Origin of the sequence: Paraburkholderia sp. EG286A, assembly GCF_040965375.1 — a bacterium.
Classification (GTDB): Bacteria; Pseudomonadota; Gammaproteobacteria; order Burkholderiales; family Burkholderiaceae; genus Paraburkholderia.
The window spans coordinates 726,086-744,405 of the sequence record NZ_JBFRCB010000002.1 but is presented as its reverse complement, the minus strand read 5'-3'; the positions used below and the strand labels follow the sequence as shown (position 1 = coordinate 744,405).

Below are 18,320 nucleotides of genomic sequence, written 5' to 3'. Positions count from 1 at the left end.
AGAGCGAGAGCACGATGTCCGATCACGCCGGCCTCCCTCCCAACGCGCCTGAACCGACCAGCTTCGCCGGTCAGCTCGCGCGCCGCCTGCGCATGACGCTCGCCGAAAACATCACGCATCTCACCACGGGCAGCGGCCCGAAACTCGATTACTCGAATCCGCCGGGCGACCCCGGCCTCTTCGGCCCCGACGCCGTTTGCTGGAAGGTCCATGCCGATTTCGCCGCGATGATGGCGGGCGGCGTCAGCGCGCTGCTGCTGCAGGCGCTGCATCCGCTCGCGCTCGCCGGTGTGTGGGACCATTCGACCTTTCGCATCGACATCCTCGGGCGGCTGCGACGCACCGCGACCTTCATCGCCGGTACGACTTACGGCAGCCGCGCCGACGCGCTCGCGCTGATCGAACGCGTCAAGCGGATCCACCTCGCCGTGACGGGCACCGGGCCCGATGGCCGCCCCTATCGCGCGAGCGATCCTGCGTTGCTGACCTGGGTGCACGTGGCCGAAGTCTCGAGCTTTCTCGGCGCGTATTTGCGCTTCGTGAATCCCGCGCTGCCCGGCGAGATGCAGGATCAGTACTACGCCGAAGTCGCGCGCATTGCCGAACTGCTCGGCGCTGAGAAGGTGCCGCGCTCGCGCGCCGAAATCGCCGCGTATCTGCAGTCGATGCAGCCCGAACTCGTCGCGAGCGACCGCACGTTCGAAGTGGTGCGCGTGCTCATGGAGGCGCCCGCGCCGCGCCCGGGGATGCGCCCCGCCGGCGCGCTGATCAGGAATGCGGGCATCGATCTGTTGCCGCCCTTCGCGCAGCAGATGCTCGGCTTCGACTCATTCGCCTTCGCGCGCCGCGCCATGGTGCGGCCCGGCATGCTCGCCGTCGCGCCGGTATTACGCTGGGCGCTCGTCAACGGCGTCTCGAAACGCGCGCGGCGGCGGGCGGCGGCAACGGCCGCGAAGTAAGCGCTGCGCAATAAAAAACGGCCAACCCGCTCGCACAGGTTGGCCGGTTCATCTGCGGCGCGCCGATGCGACTGCGCGCGCCCGCGTGCTTACATCTTCACCACGTCGAGCAGCGTCTTCTTGCCTGCCTTGTAGTTGTAGAGCGAGATCACGCCGTGCTTGAGGTCGCCCTTCGAATCGAAGGTCGTCTCGCCAATCACGCCCTTGTAGTCCGTGCCCGGGATCTGCGCGAGGACCTTCGCGTGGTCGGTGGAGTTCGCGCGCTTCATCGCGTCGACGACGATGTACACCGCGTCATACGTGAACGGCGCATCGAATTCGATCGGGTGACCGAAGCGCTTTTGGTACTTCGCCGCGAACGCCGCGCCGCCGTTCATACGCTCGACCGCCATGCCGGCCTGCGAGCAGACGATATTGTCCGTGGCCGCGCCCGCGAGCTCCGCGAGGCTTTCTGTGCACACGCCGTCGCCCGACAGCACCTTCGCGCGCAGACCGAGTTGCCGCGCCTGCTTCGCGAACGGGCCGCCCGTGGCGTCCATGCCGCCGTACATGATGGCGTCGGGGTTCTCACCCTTGATCTTCGTGAGGATCGCGCGGAAATCGACGGCCTTGTCGTTGGTCGCGTCGTGCGAGAGCACCTTCATGCCGAGCGACTTCGCCGTCTTCTCGAACTCGTTCGCGAGGCCCTGGCCATAGGCGGTCGAGTCGTCGACCACGGCCACGGTCTTCACGTTCAGGCTCTTGGCCGCGTAATCGGCGAGCGCGGGGCCTTGCTGGGCGTCGGTCGCGACCACGCGGTAGGTGGTCTTGAAGCCCTGCTGCGTGTACGAAGGATTGGTCGACGACGGCGAGATCTGCACGATCCCGGCGTCGCTGTAGATCTTCGATGCCGGGATCGACGCGCCCGAGTTCAGATGACCGATCACGGCCACGACCTTGTCGTCTACCAGCTTCTGCGCGACCTGGGTGGCCTGGCGCGGGTCGGCGGCGTCGTCCTGGGCGTCGAGCGCGAGCGTGATCTTCTGGCCGTCGATCGTCAGGCCCTTGGCGTTGATTTCCTCGATGGCGAGGCGCGCGCCGTTCTCGTTGTCCTTGCCGAGGTGGGCCGAACCACCCGTGAGAGGACCGACGTGGCCAATCTTGACGACCTGGTCGGCCGACGCCGTATTGCTGGCCGACAGCGCTGCGAGCGCCATGACCGCTGCGCTCACCGGCAGCAGCTTGTGAAGCTTGAACGTCATTGAACTTTCTCCTGCGTGTTTTCTTGGAATACCCGTTCGAACCTTGGGCACGCGGCCTCGCGCTTGTCGTGCGCGCGCGTCCCTCTTCAACGCAGGGCCGGGTCTTACGCCCGGTGGCCAGAGCGCCCAAAGGTCGGACAAATATTAGCAGGACGCTTAACTTTGTGGTTGGGCTTTGGAAAGAACCCGCAAGCGAGCGGAAAGGAAATCGCTGGGGTTGCAGCGTAGCTGCGGCACGGGGGTCGCGCAGGGATGGGAATGGCAGGAAGAACAGGACAGCGCGGCCAGGCACCGCGCTGCCCGAAAAGACAGGTTAGCGCCCCGCCTCGGGCGTGCGCTTGAAGCCGTCGTCGGCGCTGACGCCGCCCAGATGCGATACATCGCCCCATGCGACGACGCGCGCCTGCGTCACGTAGTCACCGCGCTCGAAATCGACGACGTTGACGCTGGTGTTGAGGAGCGGCCAACCGCGCGGTGCGTCGAGCGCGAGGCCGTTCGCGAAGCGGTACACACAGTCGAGCACGCCGCCGTGCGCGACACACGCAATACGGCCGCCCGGATGCATGGCCAGGATCGGCTCGAGCGCGTGCAGCACCCGGTGGTAGAACTCGCGCTGCGACTCGCCTTCGGGCGGCGCGAAGCCAGGATCGCGCGTTTGCCAGTGCGCGTACTCGTCCGGAAAGCGCTCGGAGATTTCGTCGCTGTCGTGGCCCTGAAACGCGCCATAGTTGCGCTCGCGCAGGCCTTCGGTGAGCTGCACCGGCAGCCCCAGGGCTTCGGCGATGGGCTGCGCAGTTTGTTGCGCGCGCAGCAAATCGCTCGACCAGATGGCGTCGAGCCGCGCGCCCGACTGCACTTCGTTCGCGAGCTGCGCGCCGAGTTGCCGCGCCTGCGCCACGCCGCTTTGCGCGAGTGGAATGTCGATGTGGCCCTGGATGCGTTTGATACGGTTCCAGTCCGTTTCGCCGTGGCGGATAAAGAGAATCTGCGTGTTCATGGTCAGAAGCGCATGGTCAAAAGCGCATAGTCAAAAACACAGGGTTCAGTTGCGCACTTGCAGCCAGAACGTGACGGGGCCGTCGTTGACGAGCGACACCTGCATGTCGGCGCCGAACTCGCCGGTCTCGACAGTCGTATGCTTCTCGCGCGCGGCGGCGACGAAATAATCGAACAGACGCCGCCCCTCTTCGGGCGGCGCGGCCGGCGTGAAGCTCGGGCGCAGACCGCTGTTCGTGTCGGCCGCGAGCGTGAACTGCGAGACGAGCAGCAGGCCGCCGGGGGCGCCGTTGCCGTCGATGTTCTGCACGCTCAGGTTCATCTTGCCCGCCGCGTCGCTGAACACGCGATAGCCGAGCAGCTTCGCGAGCAGCTTGTCGGCGTTGGCCTCGGTGTCGCCGCGCTCCGCGCAAACCAGCGCGAGCAGCCCCTGGCCGATCGCGCCGGTCACGCGCTCGCCGCTGTCGTGCGCCACGCGGACTTCGGCGCGGCGCACGCGCTGGATCAGCGCAATCATGCGGTGAGCGTCACGCGCGCAAAGCGGCGCTTGCCCACCTGCACGACGAACTCGCCCGCTTCCACCTTGAGGCCCTTGTCGGAGACGGTGGCGCCGTCGATCTTCACGCCGCCCTGCTCGATGTTGCGCAGCGCTTCGCTCGTGGACGGTACGAGCCCGGCCTGCTTGAGCAACTGGCCAATGGCGAGGGGCGCACCCGCGAGCGTGATCGACGGAATGTCGTCCGGCACGCCGCCCTTGGCGCGATGGTTGAAGTCTTCGAGCGCGCGCCCGGCGTCGGCCTGCGAGTGAAAGCGCGCGACGATTTCCTGCGCGAGCAGCACCTTGAAGTCACGCGGGTTGCGGCCCGCTTCGATTTCGCGCTTGAACCCTTCGATTTCGTCCAGCGGACGGAACGAGAGCAGCGTGAAGTAACGCCACATCAGCACGTCGGAAATGCTCATGAGCTTGCCGAACATGTCGTTGGGCTTCTCGCTGATGCCAATGTAGTTGTTCTTCGACTTCGACATCTTCTCGACGCCGTCGAGGCCTTCGAGCAGCGGCATCGTGAGAATGCACTGCTGCTCCTGGCCGTACTGCTTTTGCAGTTCGCGGCCAACGAGCAGGTTGAACTTCTGGTCCGTGCCGCCGAGCTCGAGGTCCGCGTTGAGCGCGACCGAGTCGTAGCCCTGCATGAGCGGATAGAGGAATTCGTGGATCGAAATGGGCACGCCGCTCTGGAAGCGCTTGGTGAAATCCTCGCGCTCGAGAATACGCGCCACCGTGTAGCGCGACGCGAGCTTGATCATGCCGTCGGCGCCGAGCGGCATCGACCATTCGCTGTTGTAGCGAATTTCGGTCTTTTCGCGGTCGAGCACGAGCGCGGCCTGCTCGAAGTACGTTTTCGCGTTCGATTCGATCTGCTCGCGCGTGAGCGGCGGCCGTGTGGCGTTGCGGCCCGACGGGTCGCCGATGAGCGAGGTGAAGTCGCCGATCAGGAAGATCACGTTGTGGCCGAGATCCTGCAGCTGGCGCATCTTGTTGAGCACGACCGTATGGCCGATGTGGATGTCGGGCGCGGTCGGGTCGAGGCCGAGCTTGATGCGCAGCGGCTTGCCGGTGGCCGCGCTGCGGGCGAGCTTCTGCTCGAATTCTTCTTCGATCAGCAGTTCGTCCACGCCGCGCTTCGTGACGGCAAGCGCGTGACGGACTTCGTCGGTGACCGGAAAGGCGTCTTTTGCGCCGGTGCTGGCGCCGTTGCTGGAGGTGGACTCGTTGCTCATGCTTCGATCGGTTCTGTCGTTAAGTCTGGGTCTAGGCCGCAATTTTACGTGATTCGACTCGCCGGGCCGAGATTTGCGGGTCGCGCGCGCGGCGGTTGCCCGCGGCGCGCCGCGAACCCCAGCGCTCAGGAACGGGCGGGGGCGCGCTCTACGCGCGGCACGCCCTTCGCGCGCGCCTGCCAAAGGTCGTAGGCAACCTGCATGGCGAGCCACAGATCGGCGCGGCCGCCGTTCTCTTCGCCGAGCCATGCCTCGAGGCGCAGCGCCATTTCCGGGGAGATGCCGGCGCGGCCATTGAGCACGCGCGAGAGCGCCGCGCGAGTGACGCCGAGTTGCGCCGCGGCCTCCGTTACGGTGAGCCCAAGCTCCGGGAGGATGTCGTCGCGCAGCGTTTCGCCGGGGTGTGGCGGGTTGTGCATGCGTATCGTGTCGTTCATCTTGCTCGTGCCTCAGTGATAGTCGTGATAGTCGACCAGGACCGCGTGGCGGCCTTCGAACGCAAAAGTCAGGCGCCAGTTGCCGTTGACGAGAATCGCGTGATGGCCGTCGAGACGGCCTTCCAGCGCATGGCAGCGCCAGCCCGGCACGTTCATGTCCCGGGGCGACTCGGCCTCGTCGAGCCGCGCCAGCTGACGCCGCAGGCGCGGTACATGATCGGGCCGGATGCCCGCCTTGTTGCCAGTGAAAAAGAACGCCTTGAGCCCTTTGTGGTTCCACGACTTGATCATGATTCTCCAGACTAAGCAGATCCAACATGGGTGGGTCTGGAGCCAGGATCCGGCTTGGGGTCGGTGCGCGTCCTCCGTATAGCGTATAGGCTCACTATACGAACCGCGCGTTGCGCAGTCAACACAGAGACTCAACGGGTTGACTTCGCGCAAGGCTCCAGCGCCGCCCGCAATCGAGCAGCGCGATGAGCGTCCCACGACGCACAGATGGCCAACAGTCACCCGTTCGGCTTACGCTCGAGAGGCATTGCGCCGATAATTCCCTCGCAGGGCACTGAATTGCATTGATAAAGGAGCACAACGTGGCGCCACGCGACGCACGAAACGAGAGCGCACACGCCGCCGACGGCGTGTATTTCGGCCTGATGTCGGGCACCAGCATGGATGGCGTGGACGGCATTGCCGTGCGCTTCGAGGCGGGACAGCGGCCAGTGGTGCTGGCCGAGGCGTTCGTCGGCTTTGCGCAGGGGCTGCGCGAGGCGCTCTTTTCGTTGCAGCAGCCAGGCGAGAACGAGATCGAACGCGAAGCGCTCGCCGGCAACGCGCTGGCTGCCCGCTATGCGGTGTGCTGCCACGAGTTGCTGCGCGGGAGCAACGTGCCCCCCGCCGAGGTGCGCGCGATCGGCGCGCACGGCCAGACCGTGCGACATCGGCCGGAGAAAGGCTACACCGTGCAGATCCAGAACCCGGCGCTGCTTGCGGAACTCACGCATATCGACGTGATCGCCGACTTCCGCAGCCGCGACGTCGCCTCGGGCGGCCAGGGTGCGCCGCTCGTGCCCGCGTTTCATGCGACGCTGTTCGGCTCGCAGGAGGACACGCGCGTGGTCTGCAACCTTGGCGGCATCAGCAACATCACGGTGCTCTCGTCGACGGGCGCCGTGCGCGGCTTCGACTGCGGCCCGGCCAACGCCCTGCTCGACCTGTGGGCCGAGCGGCATCTAGGCAAGCCCTACGACGAGAACGGCAAGTTCGCCGCGAGCGGCAATCTGCACCAGCCGCTTCTGAATGCCCTGCTCGACGAACCGTTCTTCGAGCAGCCGCCGCCCAAGAGCACAGGCCGCGATCTTTTCAACGCCCAGTGGCTCGACGACAAGCTCAAGGGCTTCGAGTCGCTCACGCCCGCCGACGTGCAGGCCACGCTGGTCGCCCTGACCGCCGTGAGCGTGGCACGCGAGATCGAGCGTCATGCGAGCGACTGCCGTGCCGTGTATGTCTGCGGCGGCGGCGCGCGTAATGCGGCATTGATGGCGGCACTGCAGAAGGCGCTCGAAACGGGCGGTGTGGCGGGCGTACCGGTCACGACCACCGAAGCGCTCGGCGTCCCGCCGCATCAGGTGGAGCCGCTTGCCTTCGCGTGGCTCGCCATGCGCTGCGTGGCGCGCGAACCGGGCAATCTCGCGGCCGTAACCGGGGCCGCCGGCGAGCGCGTGCTGGGCGCGATTTATCCCCGCTGAACAAGCGCGTACCAATAAAAAACGGGGCCGAAGCCCCGTTTTTTATTACAGCAAACCGATCAAACCGAGAACGACGAGCCGCAACCGCACGTGGTGCTCGCGTTCGGGTTCTTGATGACGAACTGCGCGCCGTTCAGATCGTCCTTGTAGTCGATCTCGGCGCCGACGAGGTACTGATAGCTCATCGAGTCGATCAGAAGCTGGACGCCGTTGCGGTTCATCACGGTGTCGTCTTCGTTGACCGTTTCGTCAAACGTGAATCCGTACTGGAAGCCCGAGCAGCCGCCGCCCTGCACGAATACGCGCAGCTTCAGCTCCGGGTTGCCTTCCTCGTCGATCAGTTGCTTGACCTTGTCAGCCGCTGCTTCGGTGAAAACGAAGGGACCGGGCATTTCGGTCGCGGTAGTTTCGGTGACAGCGCTCATTCGAACTCTCCAAAAAAGCTTCTAGCCGCTATTGTAGGGCTCTTCCCGATATCGTGCTTAAGCCCACGAAATCAAGGGGTTTCTCCAGATTGTCGCAGTTTGCGCGCCACACGTGCGGCGCGCCGACGAAAACAAAGAAACAAACGAAAAAGCCGCCCGGCGCACGAAGCGCGGACGGCTTTTGCAGCTGCGCTGCACCCCGCGAGGGGCGCAGGCACAAAGCGCCAATGCGAAATTAACGCTTCGAGAACTGCTTGCGGCGACGTGCCTTGTGGAAACCGACCTTCTTACGTTCCACTTCACGTGCGTCACGGGTGACGAAGCCAGCTTGCGACAGTGCCGGCTTGAGCGTTGCGTCGTAGTCCATCAGCGCGCGCGTGATGCCGTGGCGAACTGCGCCGGCCTGGCCGGTTTCGCCGCCGCCCGTCACGTTCACCTTGATGTCGAACGTCGTGCCGTGGTTCGTGAGTTCCAGCGGTTGACGCACGATCATGAGCGACGTTTCGCGCGAGAAGTAGTCGGCGATGGGCTTGCCGTTGACGACGATCTCGCCCTTGCCCGACTTGATGAAGACACGAGCGACGGCGCTCTTGCGGCGGCCCGTACCGTAATTCCAGTTACCGATCATGTGGGCTCCCCTTAGATCTCGAGCGCCTTCGGCTGTTGCGCCGAGTGCGGGTGCGTTGCGTCTGCGTAGACCTTCAGCTTCTTGATCATCGCGTAGCCGAGCGGGCCCTTCGGCAGCATGCCCTTCACGGCCTTCTCGAGCGCGCGGCCCGGGAAGCGTTCCTGCATCTTGCCGAACGTCGTTTCGTAGATACCGCCCGGGTAACCCGAGTGACGGTAGTACTTCTTGTCGGTGGTCTTGTTGCCCGTGACCTTCAGCTTGCCGGCGTTGATGATGATGATGAAATCACCAGTGTCGACGTGCGGGGTGAACTCAGGCTTGTGCTTGCCGCGAAGACGGCGTGCCACTTCGCTGGCGACACGGCCGAGAACCTTATCCGTCGCGTCAATCACGTACCATTCGCGCTGCACTTCATGTGCCTTGGCGGAAAAAGTCTTCATGATCGATCCAAAAAAAATGCTGTGCCCTGTTTTGGTCCTGCTTGTGTGGTGACGCTCGTTGACGTCGGCGCAGGCTCTCCCTGGTTCGAGTTTCCCCGTCTCCGCGCGGACATGGATGCGGAGAACCTACGATTATAAAGGGAAATTCGGCGGCGAGTCAAAAAATCGCTTGCTGTAGGCGCAGAGGCGGGCAAAACGGGGGCCGCGGACGAAAAAAAGCCCGAACGCGTTTGTTCGGGCTTAATCCACTCTTTGGAGGAGGGTGGAGGAGACATGCTGAGGTGTCGTGAAGCACGACAACCAATGAGACGAATTATACGGATGGGCCTTGTGCGGCGCAAGGCCATTTGCATTGCGAAATCCAAAACCACAATGTGAAATTCGCTTAAATCAGCACGTCGGCAGAAAAATTCTTAAAAATCAGTGCATTGGAAACTCGCCTTGCGAAAAGCATGCGAGACAACTAGAGCGAAACCCCTAATTGCACAAGGGAAATCCGCCTTGTCCGTAGGATGTCGCGACGCAACATTCAAGCACGAGGCCTAAGCCGCGCGCCGCCGTGTCCCCCGGACATACCAGTAAGGTGCGGGCTACAATGCCGTCTGAATCAAGAAACCGCGCAGGGGCACACGCATATGGAATGCAAAGTTAGCTGGATGGGTCAGGACGGCATGGCGTTCGCGGCCGAAACGGGCAGCGGCCATCTCGTCAACATGGACGGCGCACCGGAAGGCGGCGGCCACAACCTCGCGCCGCGGCCGATGGAAATGGTGCTGCTCGGCACCGGCGGCTGCACGGCCTACGACGTGGTGCTGATCCTCAAGAAGAGCCGCCAGGAAGTGAGCGGCTGCAGCGTGACGCTCAAGGCCGAGCGCGCAAGCGAAGACCCCAAGGTCTTCACGAAGATCCACTTCCACTTCACCGTGACCGGCAAGAACCTGAACCCGGCCACCGTGGAGCGCGCGATCAACCTCTCGCACGACAAGTACTGCTCGGCGTCGATCATGATCGGCAAGACCGCCGAGATCACGCATACGTTCGAGATCGTCGCGGCTTAATATCTGCGGCAAAAATCGGCGGCAAAAGAAAAAAGCCGGCGCGGTTCTGCGAAGAACCGCGCCGGCTTTTTGCATGAATGAGGCTGCAAAGCAGGCCGATAAGCCGGATTCTGTGCACACGCCGCGTCCGAAGACGCGCCGCGCGTGGCAGCCATTCCTCTAGGCGCGCCATTGCTGACGCGCTCAAGCTTCCTACCCGCAGACGGAATGGGGGCCCCATCCTGCATCCCGAAGATGCGCGCCTGCCTACTTGGAATTGCTCCGGGTGGAGGTTACCGTGCCGTCTACGTCACCGCAGACGCGGTGCGCTCTTACCGCACCGTTTCACCCTTACCTGATCCCGACCGAAATCGGGCCATCGGCGGTCTGTTCTCTGTTGCCCTGTTCCGCGTGTCGCCACGGATGGCCGTTAGCCATCACCCTGCCCTGTGGAGTCCGGACTTTCCTCGCCTCCTTTGGCCGAAACCTCGGAGCCGCGACTGCCTGGCCTGCTTTGCGAGGCGCGATATTAGCACGGGCGGGCGCGCCGCGCCGGGGGCCGGATCGATTGCCGCCCGCCTGGCTTTTAGCGCGTCCGGCGGCCGGCGCGAAAGACGGTGGCGTCGTCGTAGAACGACGGATCCTCGTTTTGCGCCCACCAGCCCGGAATGCCGAGCACCGGCAGCGGCGCGAAGCTGCGCCCGTTGAGCGCGTCAGGCGCCGCGTCGGCGGCGAGTGTCACGCTAACCGTTTCGTCCAGATACGCGTCGCGTTGCGCGCGCGGCCACGTGAAGTACGCTTGCGGCACCTCGATCACCCAGGCGTGCGCCGTGCACGCCGCATAAGGCGAAATCATCTTTTCGAGCAGCGCGTGGCCGAATACGCGGACTTCGCAGCGCGCAGCGCCGATCGTCTCCCCGAAAGCCGCCTCCCAGCCTGCGCGCTGCGTCACGAACAGCGTGCGCCAGTCGAAGCCGCGCAACGCCGCGACCAGCGTCGCATCCGATGAGGCAAAGAGCACCGCGTTCTCGTCGAACAGCGTGAGCGCGTCGCGCACGCCGCCGCGCGTGGGGCCCACGCCCAGCACGTCGATCGCCACGGCCTGGCGCGCGTTCAGCGTCGCCTTGATGCGCGGGAACGCGAACCAGGCGAGCGCGTTGAAGAAGTCGTGGAGGTTGTGGCGCGTCGGCACGCAGCCCGTCGCCGCGATGTGCGCCTCGTAGGCCGAGCCCTCGGGCAGGTCGTCCTGGGCGATGAAGCGCAGCGGCTGGCCGCGGCCCGTGCTTTGGGCGGCAGCCAGCGCATCGGCGTTCAGTTCAGCCAGGTACGCCGCGTATCCCGCCAGCGCGGCCTGCTGCCAGCGCCGGCCGCGCGTTTCGTGTTGCGCGAACCACGGACGGGCCCAGTCGATGTCGGTGAAACTGCCCAGCGGCATGGTCCGGCGCGGGGCGCGCGCGGGCATCGGTGCGTGCGCATCGACTGCGCCGATCGGCGCGACCGTTGCGCCCGCAGCCACGCCCTGCCCCGCCTCGTTCAAGCGAGTTTCCAGCCGATCGTCTCGCCGCCGCGCAGCGGCACGACGGGCGTGCCGCCCGCCTCGACTTCGGCGGGCAGCGTCCAGCTCTCGCGACGCAGCGTGACCGTTTCGGTCGCGCGCGGCAGGCCGTAGAAGTCTGCGCCGTAGAAGCTCGCGAAGCCCTCGAGCTTGTCGAGCGCGCCCGCGTTGTCGAACGCTTCGGCGTAGAGCTCGAGCGCGTGCAGCGCCGTGTAGCAGCCCGCGCAGCCGCACGCGTGCTCCTTCAAACCCTTCGGGTGCGGCGCGCTGTCGGTACCGAGGAAGAAGCGATGATCGCCCGAGGTCGCCGCGTCCACGAGCGCCACGCGGTGCGTCTCGCGCTTGAGCACGGGCAGACAGTAGTAATGCGGACGAATGCCGCCCTGGAAGATCGCGTTGCGGTTGTAGAGCAGATGATGCGCGGTGATCGTCGCGCCGAGCAGGCCGGGCGCGGCATGATCGGCGCGGATGTAGTCGACGGCGTCCTTCGTCGTGATGTGCTCGAACACCACCTTGAGGCCCGGAAAATCGCGGCGCGTCGGAATCATCACGCGGTCGATGAAGACCTTTTCGCGGTCGAACAGGTCGATGTCGGCGCTCGTCACTTCACCGTGCACGAGCAGCGGCATGCCCACTTCCTGCATGGCTTCGAGCGTCTTCGCACACTTGCGGATGTCGGTCACGCCGGCGTCCGAATTCGTCGTCGCGCCCGCCGGATACAGCTTCACGCCATGCACGAAGCCGCTCGCCTTCGCGCGGCGGATTTCCTCGGGGGGCGTGTTGTCGGTGAGATAGAGCGTCATCAGCGGCTCGAACGTCGAGCCCGCCGGCAGCGCCGCGAGAATACGCTCGCGGTAGGCGGCGGCCTGCTCGGTCGTCGTGACCGGCGGCTTGAGGTTCGGCATGATGATCGCGCGGCCGAACTGGCGCGCCGTATGCGGCAGCACGGCCGCGAGCATCGCGCCGTCGCGCACGTGCAGGTGCCAGTCGTCGGGGCGGGCGAGCGTGAGAGTCGAGGGGGAAGAGGCGTTCATGGCAAGAGTCAGGCGCGGTAGTGAACCAACAGCGGTATGAATGAACGGCGGCAAGCTCGCTTGGAACGCGCTCAGGCTGCCGGAAATTCCGGGCATATCACGGGAAAAAGCGCGGCGTCGATCGATGCTGATACGACCCACGCGTTGCCCGCACCGTCGCGTGCACACGACAATCCGCGCTGCATCGACCCCGGCACGCGCCCTTCTACGCAGGCCTGCAATGCATCCGACAAATTTCGTATTGGCGACCCGCAGGCCGGTGATATGCTTGGAAAATCATCATTGTAACGGGTCGACGGCGGGTCCCGCCTACCACTGCAGCCGCCGCCTCAGCCGTCCCAGTCGCATTACGCACCATCAGTACCATGTGCCAACTTCTCGGAATGAATTGCGCCGCGCCGACGGACGTCACGTTCTCCTTCACAGGATTCGCGGCGCGCGGCGGCGCCACCGATCACCACGCCGACGGCTGGGGTATCGCGTTCTTCGAGGACAAGGCCTGCCGCCTCTTCATCGACAACGAGGCCTCGGCACGTTCGCCGATCGCCGAGATGGTCAAGCACTACCCCATCAAGTCGCGCAACACCATCGCCCACATCCGCAAAGCCACGCAAGGCAACTGCGCGCTCGAGAACAGTCATCCGTTCCAGCGCGAGCTGTGGGGCCGGCACTGGATCTTCGCGCACAACGGCGACCTTCAGGACTTTAATCCGGTGATGTCGGGCGTCTACCAGCCGGTTGGCACGACCGATAGCGAGCGCGCGTTCTGCCTGCTGCTACAAGGCTTGCGCAAGGCGTTCCCCGGTGCGCAGCCGCCGCTCGCCGAGCTGTTCGCCGCGCTGGAGTCGCTCACGCGCGAGGTCACGCAGTTCGGCGTCTTCAACTTCCTGATGTCGAACGGCCAGGCGCTGTTCGCGCATTGCTCGACGCATCTCTACTATCTCGTGCGACGCTGGCCGTTTTCGACGGCCCATCTCGTCGACGCCGATGTCTCCATCGACTTCGCCAAGTACACGACGCCCGAGGACCGCGTGGCCGTGATCGCCACCGCGCCGCTCACCGACAACGAGGTCTGGACGCGCTTCGCCCCCGGCGACCTGCTGATGTTCCAGCACGGCGACGTGATCGCCCAGGCGAGCGTGCCGGTGCCGCAGAAGGTGCTCGACAAGCTCGCCAACCCGTCGCTCGACGCGTCGGCCAGCGCGCCGTGCGCCGGGCAGCCGCGCGAGATCGACCCGGAAGCCGTGGACGCACTGCAAACCTGGGGCGAGTAAGCCGGGCGACGCCAGAAACAAAAAAGCCGCGCATCGAGCGCGGCTTTGTTTTCGAAGCGTGCGAAGCCTCAGTGCAGGATCTTCGCCAGAAAATCCTTCGCGCGATCCGACTTCGGGCTCGCAAAGAAGGCTTCCTTCTGGTCGTCCTCGACGATGGCGCCCTTGTCCATGAAGATCACGCGGTGCGCGACCTTCTTCGCAAAGCCCATTTCGTGCGTCACGCACATCATGGTCATGCCTTCCTGGGCAAGCTCCACCATCACGTCGAGCACCTCGTTGATCATCTCGGGGTCGAGCGCCGAGGTCGGCTCGTCGAACAGCATGGCGATGGGGTCCATCGACAGCGCGCGCGCAATCGCGACGCGCTGCTGCTGGCCGCCCGAGAGCTGGCCCGGGAACTTGTCGGCGTGCGCGCGCAGGCCCACGCGGTCGAGCAGTTTCAGGCCCTTTTGGGTGGCCTCGTCCTTGCCGCGGCCGAGCACCTTGATCTGCGCGAGCGTGAGATTCTCGGTAATCGACAGATGCGGGAACAGTTCGAAGTGCTGAAACACCATGCCCACCTTCGAGCGCAGCTTCGAGAGATTGGTGCGCTTGTCGCCCACCGACTCGCCGTTCACGAGAATCTCGCCCTGCTGGAACGGTTCGAGCCCGTTGACGGTCTTGATGAGCGTGGACTTGCCCGAGCCCGAGGGCCCGCACACCACCACCACCTCACCCTTCTTCACTTCCGTCGTGCAGTCGGCCAGCACCTGGAAATGGCCGTACCACTTCGAAACGTTCTTAATTGAAATCATCTTGCGACCTTTTTCTGAAGACCTTTGACAAGGCTCGACGCGATCACGCAAATCACGAAATAACACGCGCCCGCGAACAGTACCATCTCGACCATCGTTCCGTCACGGTCGCCGATATTGGTGGCGGTACGGAAGAAGTCGGCGAGGCTGATCACGTACACGAGCGAGGTGTCCTGAAACAGCACGATGGCCTGCGTCAGCAACAGCGGCACCATCGCGCGGAACGCCTGCGGCAGCACCACGAATTGCATGGCCTGGCCGTAGCGCATGCCGAGCGCGAACGCTGCGTTCACCTGCCCGCGCGGCACCGCCTGAATGCCCGCACGAATGATCTCCGAATAGTACGCGGCCTCGAACAGCGAGAACGCGATCATCGCGGACGCGAGGCGAATGTCGATGTCGGGCGACAGACCCAGCACGTTTTGCAGCACCTGCGGCACGATCAGGAAGAACCACAGCAGGACCATCACGAGCGGGATCGAGCGGAAGATCGTGACGTAGCCCTTGGCGAACCATTCGAGCGGCTTCACGCTGGAAAGCCGCATGAGCGCGAGCAGCGTGCCCCAGAGAATGCCGACCACGATCGCGCACAGCGTGATCTTGAACGTGATGATCGCGCCCGTCCACAGGGTGGGCAGCGCGCCGGGAATGCCGCTCCAGTCGAAGTGATGCATCACTTGCCTCCGATGTAGCCGGGCAGACGCGACTTCGCCTCGACCCAGCGCATGAGCGTCATGACGACGAGGTTGATGATCACGTAAGCGAGCGTGACGGCGATGAACGACTCATAGGTTTGCGCCGTGTAGTCGACGAGTTGACGCGCCTGGGCCGACAGATCGAGCAGGCCGATCGTCGAGGCGACCGCCGAGTTCTTGAAGATGTTGAGGAACTCGGAGGTGAGCGGCGGCACGATGATGCGATACGCCACCGGCAGCAGCACATAGCGGTACGTCTGCCACTGCGTGAAGCCCATGGCGAGGCCGGCTGCGCGTTGGCCGCGCGGCAGCGCGTTGATGCCCGAGCGCACCTGTTCGCACACGCGCGCCGCGGTAAAGAGTCCGAGACACACGACCGACGCCGAGAAGAACTGCACGCCCGGCGGCGATTGCTTGAACGCATTGCCGAGCGCTTGCGGCACGATTTCCGGCAGCACGAAGTACCAGATGAAGAACTGCGCGATCAGCGGGATATTGCGGAAGATCGCCACATAAACTGTGCCGACGCCCGCGAGAAATTTGTTCGGCACCGTGCGCAGCACACCGAAGAACGACCCGACGATGAGCGCGATCACCCACGCGCACAGCGACACCGAGACCGTCACCCAGAGGCCGGAAAGAATCCAGCCGAGGTACGTGGTGGGTTCGCCCGTCGAGACCGGGCTGAGCAGAATGCCCCAGTTCCAGTGATAGGACATCAAGAGACTCCAAGAAAAAGAACGGAAGAAGCGGCGCTTCTTCCGTTCCGTGCTAAACGCTAAATGCGGGTCGACCGGCCGGGGCCGTGTTAATCGATCGCCTTGTCGTTCGGATTCTTGAACAGCGCTTTCATGTCTTCGCTCATCGGGAAGTTGAGGTTGAGACCCTTCGGCGGGATCGGCGACTCGAACCACTTGTGGTAGATCGCAGTTGCTTCGCTCGAGGTCTGGACCTTGGCGATGGCGTCGTCGGCAACCTTCTTGAACTCAGGATCGTTCTTGCGCATCATGCAGCCGTACGCCTCACGCGACTGCGGCTGGCCAACGATCACGAAGTCGCCCGGATTGTTCGACTTGGCGCGCTCGCCCGCGAGCAGCGCGTCGTCCATCATGAACGCCACTGCGCGGCCCGTCGAGAGCGTCATGAACGACTCGCCGTGGTCCTTCGCGCTGATGATGTTCATGCCCATGCTCTTGTCCTGGTTCATCTTGCGCAGAAGGCGCTCGGACGTCGTGCCCGCCGTCGTCACGACGGTCTTGCCCTTGAGGTCGGCGAAGTCCTTGACTCCCGAATCCTTCTTCGTCATGAGGCGCGTGCCGATTACGAAAATCGTGTTCGAGAAGGCGGCCTGCTGCTGACGTTCGGCATTGTTCGTGGTCGAGCCGCATTCGATGTCCACCGTGCCGTTCTGCACGAGCGGAATGCGGTTCTGCGAGGTGATGGGCACCAGCTTGACCTTCAGGTTAGGCATGTTCAGCTTCTGCTTGACTGCCTCGACGATCTTCATCGCGTAGTCTTGCGAGTAGCCGATCACATTCTGCTTGTCGTCGTAGTACGAAAAAGGAATGGACGACTCGCGGTGCCCCAGCGAGATGACGCCCGTGTCCTTGATCTTCTTGAGCGTGCCCGCGTCCTGCGCGAAAGCGCTGGTGGCGACGAAACCAAGGAGTGCGAGCAGTGCGGCGGTCTTTTTGATTTGCATTGTTTTCTCCGGTACAAGAACCGCCGCCAGTTTATCAAAGTAATTTTTTTGAAAGAATCAAGAGTGACCCTGGCGCAACGGCTGAATGTGCGAAGGCGGACGCCCCCTTGTGGAGGACGTCCGCCTTCTATGCGCCTTGATGTGCAGCGCAAAAACCTGTCACGGCGCAGTCACGGTTTCGTCACTTCGCTGCGCGCCTTGCCTGGCGCCACATGCAGCGTCGCGACGCCTGCCAACCGGGTGCGATCAGGGATACAGACCGCGCATTTCGCGCGCCATCAGGATGCGCTTACATGCCACGATGAACGCCGCGGTACGCATCGAGACCTTCTGCTCGCTCGACACCTGCCACACGGCCGTGAAGGCTTCGCGCATCACGCGTTCGAGACGTTCGTTAATTTCGTGCTCGGTCCAGAAGAAGCTCGAGAAGTCCTGCACCCACTCGAAGTACGAAACGGTCACGCCGCCCGCGTTCGCCACCACGTCGGGGATCACGAGCACGCCCTTGTCGTGCAGGATGTCGTCGGCGGCCGTCGTGGTCGGGCCGTTGGCGCCTTCCACGATGATCTTCGTGCGGATCTTGCCCGCGTTCTTCTCGGTGATCTGGTTTTCCAGTGCGGCCGGAATGAGGATGTCGGTTTCGACGGTCCAGAATTCGTCGTTCGCCATGACTTCGGCGCCCGCAAAGCCCGCCACGCCGCCCGTCTTCGCAACGTGCTCGAGCAGTGCTTCCGCGCTCATACCGCTCGAGTTGTAGAGCGAGCCGGTATGGTCCTGCACGGCGACGATCTTCGAACCGGCTTCCTGGAACAGGCGCGCGGCAATGCCGCCCACGTTGCCGAAGCCCTGCACGGCAATACGTGCGCCGTCGATCGAAAGACCCGTGCGGCGCGCGGCCTCACAGCCGACCACGAACACGCCGCGGCCCGTGGCTTCGCGGCGGCCGAGCGAGCCGCCGAGCGAGATGGGCTTGCCCGTCACGACGCCCGTGGCCGTCTGGCCCTGGTTCATCGAGTAGGTGTCCATCATCCACGCCATGATCTGCTCGTTCGTGTTGACGTCCGGCGCGGGAATGTCGGTGTTCGGTCCGATGATGATGCCGATTTCGCTGGTGTAGCGACGCGTCACGCGCTCGAGTTCACCACGCGACAGCGTGCGCGGATCGACGCGGATACCGCCCTTCGCACCGCCGTACGGCACGTTCACTGCAGCGTTCTTCACCGACATCCACGCGGACAGCGCCATTACTTCGGAGAGCGTAACGTCCTGGTGATAACGCACGCCGCCCTTGCCGGGACCACGCGAAACGTTGTGCTGGACACGATAGCCTTCGAAGTGCGCAACGGTGCCGTTATCGAGTTCGATGGGGCAGTCGACGATCAGGATACGCTTCGGACGCTTGAGCGTTTCGAGCCAGCGCGAGAGCGAGCCGAGATACGGCGCCACGCGGTCGACCTGACGAAGATAGTTGCCCCAGGGGCCGAGATCATCGGCGTGGAGATAGGAAGGAACCGACTGCAGTTGGGATGACATGAACGCTCCGATCGAACAAGTGGTGCCATTGTCAGAAAACGCC

The 18,320-nt window shown here is 64.2% G+C and carries 21 protein-coding genes and 1 other RNA gene; 5 read left to right on the top strand and 17 right to left on the bottom strand.

Annotation, left to right across the window (positions count from 1 at the left end):
• The first annotated feature begins 14 nt into the window (after positions 1-14).
• Positions 15-959 carry an oxygenase MpaB family protein gene (locus AB4Y35_RS10060; RefSeq protein WP_368704275.1) on the top strand — a complete coding sequence of 315 codons (945 nt, stop codon included), beginning with the start codon at positions 15-17 and terminating at the stop codon, positions 957-959.
• 89 nt (positions 960-1,048) lie between these two features.
• On the opposite strand, the gene AB4Y35_RS10055 is transcribed toward AB4Y35_RS10060, so the two are convergent.
• The 6 genes from AB4Y35_RS10055 to AB4Y35_RS10030 all read right to left on the bottom strand — a co-directional run bounded on the left by AB4Y35_RS10055 (position 1,049) and on the right by AB4Y35_RS10030 (position 5,703).
• Positions 1,049-2,200 (bottom strand): branched-chain amino acid ABC transporter substrate-binding protein, encoded by a 1,152-nt coding sequence (locus AB4Y35_RS10055; protein ID WP_368704274.1) that lies wholly within the window; start codon positions 2,198-2,200, stop codon positions 1,049-1,051.
• Positions 2,201-2,513: 313 nt separating this feature from the next.
• Positions 2,514-3,197 carry a histidine phosphatase family protein gene (locus AB4Y35_RS10050; RefSeq protein WP_368704273.1) on the bottom strand — a complete coding sequence of 228 codons (684 nt, stop codon included), beginning with the start codon at positions 3,195-3,197 and terminating at the stop codon, positions 2,514-2,516.
• 45 nt (positions 3,198-3,242) lie between these two features.
• On the bottom strand, positions 3,243-3,713 hold the full coding sequence (gene dtd, locus AB4Y35_RS10045; RefSeq protein WP_368704272.1) for a D-aminoacyl-tRNA deacylase: 471 nt from the start codon (positions 3,711-3,713) through the stop codon (positions 3,243-3,245).
• A complete protein-coding gene (tyrS, locus tag AB4Y35_RS10040; protein WP_368704271.1) occupies positions 3,710-4,975 on the bottom strand; it encodes a tyrosine--tRNA ligase in 1,266 nt (421 codons plus the stop codon). Before tyrS ends, dtd begins: the two co-directional genes overlap by 4 nt.
• 125 nt (positions 4,976-5,100) lie before the next feature.
• A complete protein-coding gene (locus tag AB4Y35_RS10035) occupies positions 5,101-5,412 on the bottom strand; it encodes a HigA family addiction module antitoxin (RefSeq protein ID WP_368690366.1) in 312 nt (103 codons plus the stop codon).
• 12 nt (positions 5,413-5,424) lie between these two features.
• Positions 5,425-5,703 carry a type II toxin-antitoxin system RelE/ParE family toxin gene (locus AB4Y35_RS10030; RefSeq protein ID WP_368704270.1) on the bottom strand — a complete coding sequence of 93 codons (279 nt, stop codon included), beginning with the start codon at positions 5,701-5,703 and terminating at the stop codon, positions 5,425-5,427.
• A gap of 302 nt (positions 5,704-6,005) precedes the next feature.
• Between AB4Y35_RS10030 and AB4Y35_RS10025 the strand changes: the two genes are divergently transcribed.
• On the top strand, positions 6,006-7,160 hold the full coding sequence (locus AB4Y35_RS10025; protein WP_368704269.1) for an anhydro-N-acetylmuramic acid kinase: 1,155 nt from the start codon (positions 6,006-6,008) through the stop codon (positions 7,158-7,160).
• A 59-nt stretch (positions 7,161-7,219) separates the two neighbouring features.
• On the opposite strand, the gene erpA is transcribed toward AB4Y35_RS10025, so the two are convergent.
• The 3 genes from erpA to rplM form a co-directional block, all read right to left on the bottom strand.
• Positions 7,220-7,585, bottom strand: a complete 366-nt coding sequence (erpA, locus tag AB4Y35_RS10020) for an iron-sulfur cluster insertion protein ErpA (protein WP_028201951.1) — start codon at positions 7,583-7,585, stop codon at positions 7,220-7,222.
• Positions 7,586-7,820: 235 nt separating this feature from the next.
• Positions 7,821-8,213, bottom strand: coding sequence for a 30S ribosomal protein S9 (gene rpsI / locus AB4Y35_RS10015; protein WP_028209425.1), 393 nt, complete (start codon positions 8,211-8,213; stop codon positions 7,821-7,823).
• Between the two features lie 11 nt (positions 8,214-8,224).
• Positions 8,225-8,653 carry a 50S ribosomal protein L13 gene (gene rplM, locus AB4Y35_RS10010; protein ID WP_027795838.1) on the bottom strand — a complete coding sequence of 143 codons (429 nt, stop codon included), beginning with the start codon at positions 8,651-8,653 and terminating at the stop codon, positions 8,225-8,227.
• A 635-nt stretch (positions 8,654-9,288) separates the two neighbouring features.
• Between rplM and AB4Y35_RS10005 the strand changes: the two genes are divergently transcribed.
• Positions 9,289-9,711: an OsmC family protein gene (locus AB4Y35_RS10005; RefSeq protein WP_027795839.1), complete on the top strand. Its 423-nt coding sequence runs from the start codon at positions 9,289-9,291 to the stop codon at positions 9,709-9,711.
• Positions 9,712-9,794: 83 nt separating this feature from the next.
• Here the strand turns inward: AB4Y35_RS10005 and rnpB are convergent.
• The 3 genes from rnpB to pyrC form a co-directional block, all read right to left on the bottom strand.
• Positions 9,795-10,206: RNase P RNA component class A (gene rnpB, locus AB4Y35_RS10000), an RNA gene on the bottom strand.
• A gap of 70 nt (positions 10,207-10,276) precedes the next feature.
• Entirely contained in the window at positions 10,277-11,227 is a 951-nt protein-coding gene (locus AB4Y35_RS09995) for a DUF3025 domain-containing protein (protein ID WP_368704268.1), read from the bottom strand.
• Entirely contained in the window at positions 11,224-12,279 is a 1,056-nt protein-coding gene (pyrC, locus tag AB4Y35_RS09990; RefSeq protein WP_342947647.1) for a dihydroorotase, read from the bottom strand. The genes AB4Y35_RS09995 and pyrC overlap by 4 nt, the downstream gene beginning before the upstream one ends.
• Before the next feature lie 60 nt (positions 12,280-12,339).
• On the opposite strand from pyrC, the gene AB4Y35_RS09985 reads away from it, so the two are divergent.
• Together AB4Y35_RS09985 and AB4Y35_RS09980 are read left to right on the top strand one after the other, a co-directional pair.
• On the top strand, positions 12,340-12,567 hold the full coding sequence (locus tag AB4Y35_RS09985; protein ID WP_324140935.1) for a hypothetical protein: 228 nt from the start codon (positions 12,340-12,342) through the stop codon (positions 12,565-12,567).
• Between the two features lie 77 nt (positions 12,568-12,644).
• Positions 12,645-13,553, top strand: a complete 909-nt coding sequence (locus tag AB4Y35_RS09980; RefSeq protein WP_133182387.1) for a class II glutamine amidotransferase — start codon at positions 12,645-12,647, stop codon at positions 13,551-13,553.
• 68 nt (positions 13,554-13,621) lie between these two features.
• Here the strand turns inward: AB4Y35_RS09980 and AB4Y35_RS09975 are convergent, their stop codons facing one another.
• The 5 genes from AB4Y35_RS09975 to AB4Y35_RS09955 form a co-directional block, all read right to left on the bottom strand.
• Positions 13,622-14,347: an amino acid ABC transporter ATP-binding protein gene (locus AB4Y35_RS09975; protein ID WP_368704267.1), complete on the bottom strand. Its 726-nt coding sequence runs from the start codon at positions 14,345-14,347 to the stop codon at positions 13,622-13,624.
• Complete coding sequence (gltK, locus tag AB4Y35_RS09970; RefSeq protein WP_368704266.1) at positions 14,344-15,021, bottom strand: glutamate/aspartate ABC transporter permease GltK; 678 nt, start codon at positions 15,019-15,021, stop codon at positions 14,344-14,346. Before gltK ends, AB4Y35_RS09975 begins: the two co-directional genes overlap by 4 nt.
• Entirely contained in the window at positions 15,021-15,761 is a 741-nt protein-coding gene (locus AB4Y35_RS09965) for an amino acid ABC transporter permease (RefSeq protein WP_133182381.1), read from the bottom strand. The genes gltK and AB4Y35_RS09965 overlap by 1 nt, the downstream gene beginning before the upstream one ends.
• Before the next feature lie 89 nt (positions 15,762-15,850).
• Positions 15,851-16,744 carry a glutamate/aspartate ABC transporter substrate-binding protein gene (locus AB4Y35_RS09960; protein ID WP_368704265.1) on the bottom strand — a complete coding sequence of 298 codons (894 nt, stop codon included), beginning with the start codon at positions 16,742-16,744 and terminating at the stop codon, positions 15,851-15,853.
• Between the two features lie 246 nt (positions 16,745-16,990).
• Positions 16,991-18,277 (bottom strand): Glu/Leu/Phe/Val dehydrogenase, encoded by a 1,287-nt coding sequence (locus tag AB4Y35_RS09955; protein ID WP_069268469.1) that lies wholly within the window; start codon positions 18,275-18,277, stop codon positions 16,991-16,993.
• Positions 18,278-18,320: the final 43 nt, after the last annotated feature.